Source organism: Streptomyces sp. NPDC050485, from assembly GCF_044458185.1.
Classification (GTDB): domain Bacteria; phylum Actinomycetota; class Actinomycetes; order Streptomycetales; family Streptomycetaceae; genus Streptomyces.
In genome coordinates, this window is record NZ_JBITHR010000037.1 from 44,655 (window position 1) to 50,869 (window position 6,215).

The 6,215-nt window shown below is 71.1% G+C and carries 5 protein-coding genes; 2 read left to right on the forward strand and 3 right to left on the reverse strand.

Going from position 1 to position 6,215, the window contains the following annotated elements; translation table 11 throughout:
* Position 1 precedes the first annotated feature (1 nt).
* Positions 2–364 (forward strand): VOC family protein, encoded by a 363-nt coding sequence (locus ACIBK6_RS38575; RefSeq protein WP_399057557.1) that lies wholly within the window; start codon positions 2–4, stop codon positions 362–364.
* 107 nt (positions 365–471) lie between these two features.
* Here ACIBK6_RS38575 and ACIBK6_RS38580 read toward each other — a convergent pair whose 3' ends face one another.
* The 3 genes from ACIBK6_RS38580 to ACIBK6_RS38590 all read right to left on the reverse strand — a co-directional run bounded on the left by ACIBK6_RS38580 (position 472) and on the right by ACIBK6_RS38590 (position 3,059).
* Positions 472–1,101 carry a hypothetical protein gene (locus tag ACIBK6_RS38580; protein WP_399057559.1) on the reverse strand — a complete coding sequence of 210 codons (630 nt, stop codon included), beginning with the start codon at positions 1,099–1,101 and terminating at the stop codon, positions 472–474.
* 234 nt (positions 1,102–1,335) lie between these two features.
* Positions 1,336–2,067: a TetR family transcriptional regulator gene (locus tag ACIBK6_RS38585; protein WP_399057561.1), complete on the reverse strand. Its 732-nt coding sequence runs from the start codon at positions 2,065–2,067 to the stop codon at positions 1,336–1,338.
* Positions 2,064–3,059, reverse strand: a complete 996-nt coding sequence (locus ACIBK6_RS38590; protein ID WP_399057563.1) for an acyl-CoA desaturase — start codon at positions 3,057–3,059, stop codon at positions 2,064–2,066. Before ACIBK6_RS38590 ends, ACIBK6_RS38585 begins: the two co-directional genes overlap by 4 nt.
* A 219-nt stretch (positions 3,060–3,278) precedes the next feature.
* On the opposite strand from ACIBK6_RS38590, the gene ppc reads away from it, so the two are divergent.
* Positions 3,279–6,008, forward strand: coding sequence for a phosphoenolpyruvate carboxylase (gene ppc, locus ACIBK6_RS38595; RefSeq protein WP_399057565.1), 2,730 nt, complete (start codon positions 3,279–3,281; stop codon positions 6,006–6,008).
* Positions 6,009–6,215: the final 207 nt, after the last annotated feature.

The following is a 6,215-nucleotide window of genomic DNA, read 5'->3' on the forward strand; positions in this document are numbered from 1 at the left end:
CATGCTTGCCGCCGTCGACCATGTGCAGCTCGCCGCCCCGCCGGGCAGCGAACCGCAGTTGAGGACGTACTACGAGGACGTACTCGGCATGACCGAAATCCCCAAGCCCCCGGCCCTCGCGGCCCGTGGCGGCTGCTGGTTCCAGTACGGTCCGGTCCAGCTCCACCTGGGCATCGAGGCCGACTTCCGCCCGGCGAAGAAGGCCCATCCGGGGCTCCGCGTCACCGAGATCGAGGCGTACGCGCGCCGCATCGAGGAACGCGGCGCGAAGGTCGTCTGGGACGACAACCTGCCGGGGCACCTGCGGTTCTACTCCGAGGACCCGGTGGGCAACCGGCTGGAGTTCCTGGCGCCGGTGGCGTGACACAGCAGTGCCCTGCCCCCGCGAGCCGCAGGGGCAGGGCACTGGCCGCTACGGGTGTCCGGCTCAGTAGATGCCGTACCTGTACATGTCCCAGCCGGTGCCGATCTTCACCCGGCCCTTGAGCGGGGCCTTCGGGTTGCCGGTGCCGGCGTAGAGGTACAGCCGCCGCTCGGCGTACGGGCCATCAGGTCGGGCTTGCCGTCGCCGCTGACGTCGCCGACCGAGATGACCTTGTTGTACATGTTCCAGCCGGAGCTGGACCAGCCGCCGTAGCCGAGGCCGCCGCTGCCGCTGACGTCTGCGTGCAGCGCCATCACGCCGGTCGGGGACAGGTCGAGCACCTCGGGAGCGGCGCCGCCGCCGAGGTCGCCCGGCAGGATGAGGTCCTTGTAGGCACCCAGGCTGTTCGCGAACTGGGGGTTGACCTTCTCGGTCCAGGTCTCCAGGTAGAGGCTGTCGTTCGGATCCCGGTACAGCATGTCGGTGTAGGCGTCGCCGTTCACGTCGAAGCGGGGCTTGGCCCGGACGGCGCCCTTGGCGGCCGGCGCACGCGGTGCCTTGAGGGTGGCCGGCTGGTGCGGCAGGGTCGCCGACGCGGAGGCGGCGGGCCGGGGCGCGGAGGCGGTGGGCACGTGCGGGGCGGGGCTGTCGGCCGAGGCCGGGCCGGCGAGCAGCATGCCCGCCGACAGGATGAGGGCGGTGCAGGCCGCGAGGCGGCTCGCGCGCTCGGTGCGCACAGCGGACAAAATTCCCCCATGGGAATAAGCGGGTAGAGCCGGGGGAAATGAGTTCGCCGGGTATTCGTCGTCGCGTCGGCGCGCAGAGAAAAGGCGCGGCACACACCGTGGCGGCACAACGGGCCGACGCGGACGGAGGCACGCGAGGAATGGCGCCCCCCCGGGATTGCGCGTGAAGACTACAGGCGAATCTTGTGCAGTTGAAGTGAAAATTAAGCCGGTGTGCGGCGGCGCTCAGCTTTTGCGGTGCCCTATCAACCGCGGTTTCGCCTCAAGGCCGTCCAAACCGTGCCAGGCCAGATTCACCAGATGCGCCGCGACTTCCGCCTTCTTGGGCTTCCGCACATCCAGCCACCACTGCCCGGTCAGCGCCACCATGCCGACCAGCGCCTGGGCGTACAAAGGCGCCAGTTTCGCGTCGAAACCGCGGGCCTTGAACTCCAGGCCCAGAATGTCCTCGACCTGCGTGGCGATGTCGGAGATCAGTGAGGCGAACGTGCCGGTCGACTGGGCGACGGGGGAGTCCCGCACCAGAATGCGGAACCCGTCCGTATTCGTCTCGATGTAGTCGAGCAGCGCGAATGCCGCCTGTTCCAGGAGTTCCCGCGGATGGCCCGCGGTCAGCGCGCCCGTCACCAGGTCGAGCAGCGACCGCATTTCCCGGTCCACCACGACCGCGTACAGGCCCTCCTTGCCGCCGAAGTGCTCGTACACCACCGGCTTGGAGACGCCCGCCTTCGCCGCGATCTCCTCGACCGAGGTCCCCTCGAAACCCCGCTCCGCGAACAGTGTGCGACCGATGTCCAGCAATTGCTCCCGCCGCTCGGCCCCGGTCATCCGGGTCCTGCGGGTACGCCTCGGCTTCTCGGCCGGACCGGCCGATCCGGCCGCGCCCGCAGAGCGGGAGGAACCAGTGGTGCTGGTGGTACGGGTGGTGCTGGAGTCGGTCGCCACGTCGTCCATCATGCCGCCTCGGCGGCCTTCTCCTTGCGCCGGGACCGGGGCTCCTCGTTCCGCTTCGACTCCAGCCGGGCCGCGCTCGGCCAGCGCACGTCGTACGCCAGACCCAGCCGCTCGCACCAGCGGATGATGCGGGCACTGGAGTCGATCTGCCCCCGCAGCACCCCGTGCCGGGCCGACGTCGGGTCCGCGTGGTGCAGGTTGTGCCAGGATTCGCCGCACGACAGCACCGCCAGCCACCACACATTGCCGCTGCGGTCACGGGACTTGAAGGGCCGCTTGCCCACCGCGTGGCAGATCGAGTTGATCGACCACGTCACGTGGTGCAGCAGCGCCACCCGCACAAGCGAGCCCCAGAAGAACGCCGTGAACGCGCCCCACCACGACCAGGTGACCAGACCGCCCACCAGCGGCGGGATCGCCAGCGACAGCGCCGTCCAGTAGACGAAGTCGCGCGAGACGCGGCGGATCGCCGGATCGCCCAGGAGATCGGGCGCGTACTTCTCCTGCGAGGTCTGCTCCTCGTCGAACATCCAGGCGATGTGCGCCCACCACAGGCCCTTCAGCAGCGCGGGCAGCGTCTCGCCGAAACGCCACGGCGAATGCGGATCGCCCTCCGCGTCCGAGAACTTGTGGTGCCTGCGGTGGTCGGCCACCCAGCGCACCAGCGGGCCCTCCACCGCCATCGAACCCGCCACCGCGAGCGCGATGCGCAGCGGGCGCTTCGCCTTGAACGAGCCGTGCGTGAAATAGCGGTGGAAACCGATCGTCACGCCGTGGCAGCCCAGGTAGTACATGAAGACGAGCAGGCCCAGATCGAGCCAGCTGACCCCCCAGCCCCAGGCGAGCGGCACCGCCGCGAGCAGGGCGACGAACGGCACGGTGATGAACAGCAGTAGGGCGATCTGTTCGACGGAGCGTTTGCTCTCGCCGCCCAGCGTCGCGGACGGCTGGGGAGACCCGTCCGGCGACTTGAGCAGATCGGGAGAGGTGGTCATGGGGAAGTACCCCCGGCAGGGTGAGGAAAATGAGCGGAGACGCCTGGCTACGGGTGCGTAACCTACGGCAACGTAAGTATGGCAGCGCCGTGGCGCGGGACAAGAGCCCGTGGACGGCGGGGCGTGGACGGACACCTATCCTGGGTGTCGTCGGACAGCGCGGTCCGCAGCCTCCAGTACCCCTCCAGACGTGCTCAAACACTGCAAGGAGCCGCACCTGTGAGCAGTGCCGACCAGACTCCCGCCGCCAGCAACGAGCTGCGCGCCGATATCCGCCGACTGGGTGACCTCCTGGGCGAGACCCTCGTCCGCCAGGAGGGCCCCGAGCTCCTGGAGCTCGTCGAGCGGGTCCGCGCCCTCACCCGGACCGACGGCGAGGCCGCCGCCGAACTGCTCGGCGGCACCGAAGTGGAGACCGCCGCCAAGCTGGTGCGCGCCTTCTCCACCTACTTCCACCTCGCGAACGTGACCGAGCAGGTCCACCGGGGCCGCGAACTGCGCGCCCACCGCGCCGCCGAGGGCGGACTGCTCGCCCGCACCGCCGACATGCTCAAGGACGGCGACCCCGACCACGTCCGCCAGAGCGTCAAGAACCTCAACGTCCGGCCGGTCTTCACCGCCCACCCCACCGAGGCCGCCCGCCGCTCCGTACTCAACAAGCTGCGCCGCATCGCCGAACTCCTGGAAACCCCGGTCATCGAGTCCGACCGGCGCCGCCTGGACCTGCGGCTTGCCGAGAACATCGACCTGATCTGGCAGACCGACGAGCTCCGCGTCGTACGGCCCGAACCGGCCGACGAGGCCCGCAACGCCATCTACTACCTCGACGAGCTGCACGCGGGCGCCGTCGGCGACGTCCTCGAAGACCTCGCCGCCGAACTGGAGCGGGTCGGCATCGAACTGCCCGCCGGCACCCGCCCGCTCACCTTCGGCACCTGGATCGGCGGCGACCGCGACGGCAACCCCAACGTGACCCCGGCGGTCACCTGGGAGGTGCTGATCCTCCAGCACGAGCACGGCATCAACGACGCGCTCGACACGATCGACCACCTGCGCGGACTGCTCTCCAACTCCATCCGCTACGCCGGCGCCACCGAAGAGCTGCTCTCCTCGCTCCAGGCCGACCTCGAAGCGCTCCCCGAGATCAGCCCCCGCTACAAGCGCCTCAACGCGGAGGAGCCCTACCGCCTCAAGGCGACCGCGATCCGCCAGAAGCTCGTCCACACCAAGGACCGCCTCGCCAAGGGCACCCCGCACCAGCCGGGCCGCGACTACCTCGGCACCGCCGGGCTCATCGACGACCTCGCCCTCATCCAGACCTCGCTGCGCGCACACCGCGGCGCCCTGTTCGCCGACGGCCGCATGGACCGCACCATCCGGACCCTGTCCGCGTTCGGCCTCCAGCTCGCCACGATGGACGTACGCGAACACGCCGACGCCCACCACCACGCGCTCGGCCAGCTCTTCGACCGGCTCGGCGAGGAGTCCTGGCGGTACACGGACATGCCGCGCGACTACCGGCAGAAGCTCCTTGCCAAGGAGCTTCGCTCGCGCCGCCCGCTCGCCCCCACCCCCGCCCCGCTCGACGCCGCCGGACACAAGACCCTCGGCGTGTTCGGCACCATCAAGGAAGCCTTCGAGCGGTTCGGTCCCGAGGTCATCGAGTCGTACATCATCTCCATGTGCCAGGGCGCCGACGACGTCTTCGCGGCGGCCGTACTGGCCCGCGAGGCCGGACTCATCGACCTGCACGGCGGCTGGGCCAAGATCGGCATCGTGCCGCTCCTGGAGACCACCGACGAGCTCCGCGCCGCCGACGTCATCCTCGACGACATGCTGGCCGACCCCTCCTACCGGCGCCTGGTCTCGCTGCGCGGCGACGTCCAGGAGGTCATGCTCGGCTACTCCGACTCCTCCAAGTTCGGCGGCATCACCACCAGCCAGTGGGAGATCCACCGCGCCCAGCGCCGACTGCGCGACGTCGCCCACCGCTACGGAGTGCGGCTCCGGCTCTTCCACGGCCGCGGCGGCACCGTCGGCCGCGGCGGCGGCCCCTCGCACGACGCCATCCTCGCCCAGCCCTGGGGCACCCTGGAGGGCGAGATCAAGGTGACCGAGCAGGGCGAGGTCATCTCCGACAAGTACCTCATCCCGTCGCTGGCCAGGGAGAACCTGGAACTCACCGTCGCGGCCACCCTCCAGGCCTCCGCCCTGCACACCGCGCCCCGCCAGTCCGACGAGGCACTCGCCCGCTGGGACGCGGCGATGGACACGGTGTCCGAGGCGGCACACGGGGCGTACCGCAGGCTGGTCGAGGACCCCGACCTGCCCGCGTACTTCTTCGCCTCCACCCCCGTCGACCAGCTCGCCGAGCTGCACCTCGGCTCGCGGCCCTCGCGCCGCCCCGACTCGGGCGCGGGCCTCGACGGGCTGCGCGCGATCCCCTGGGTGTTCGGCTGGACCCAGTCCCGGCAGATCGTGCCCGGCTGGTACGGAGTCGGCTCCGGGCTGCGCGCCCTGCGCGAGGCCGGGCTCGACACCGTGCTCGACGAGATGAGCGAGCACTGGCACTTCTTCCGCAACTTCATCTCCAACGTCGAGATGACGCTCGCGAAGACCGATCTGCGGATCGCCCGCCACTACGTCGACACGCTCGTCCCCGCCGAGCTCCAGCACGTCTTCGCGGACATCGAGGCGGAGCACGAGCTGACGGTGCGGGAGGTGCTGCGGGTCACGGGGCGCTCCGAACTGCTCGGCGCGCATCCGGTGCTCCAGCAGACCTTCGCGATCCGCGACGCCTACCTGGACCCGATCTCCTACCTCCAGGTCGCCCTGCTGGCCCGGCAGCGCACGGCCGCCGACCGGGGCGAGGCCCCGGACCCGCTGCTGTCGCGGGCGCTGCTCCTCACGGTGAACGGGGTCGCGGCGGGGCTGCGCAACACCGGCTGACCCGACCGGGGTGGGGGGGGGCGGGGCCCGCCCCCCCCGCCCCCGCCCCCCGCGGGCCGGGCGCCCCCCCCCCCCCCCCCCCCCCCCCCCCCCCCCCCCCCCCCCCCCGCGCCGGCCGGCGCGGGGGGAGGAGGCGAGCAGAAGCGGCCCAAGCGCACCGGCTGGCGCCGCTTCGTGCCCCGCTGGCGACTGGTACTCGGCCTGTTC

Excerpts from the sequence above, each read along its gene's own strand:
- ACIBK6_RS38575 (WP_399057557.1), top strand. The coding sequence starts at position 2 with ATGCTTGCCGCCGTCGACCATGTGCAGCTCGCCGCCCCGCCGGGCAGC.
- ACIBK6_RS38585 (WP_399057561.1), bottom strand. The coding sequence starts at position 2,067 with ATGATGGACGACGTGGCGACCGACTCCAGCACCACCCGTACCACCAGC.
- ACIBK6_RS38590 (WP_399057563.1), bottom strand. The coding sequence starts at position 3,059 with ATGACCACCTCTCCCGATCTGCTCAAGTCGCCGGACGGGTCTCCCCAG.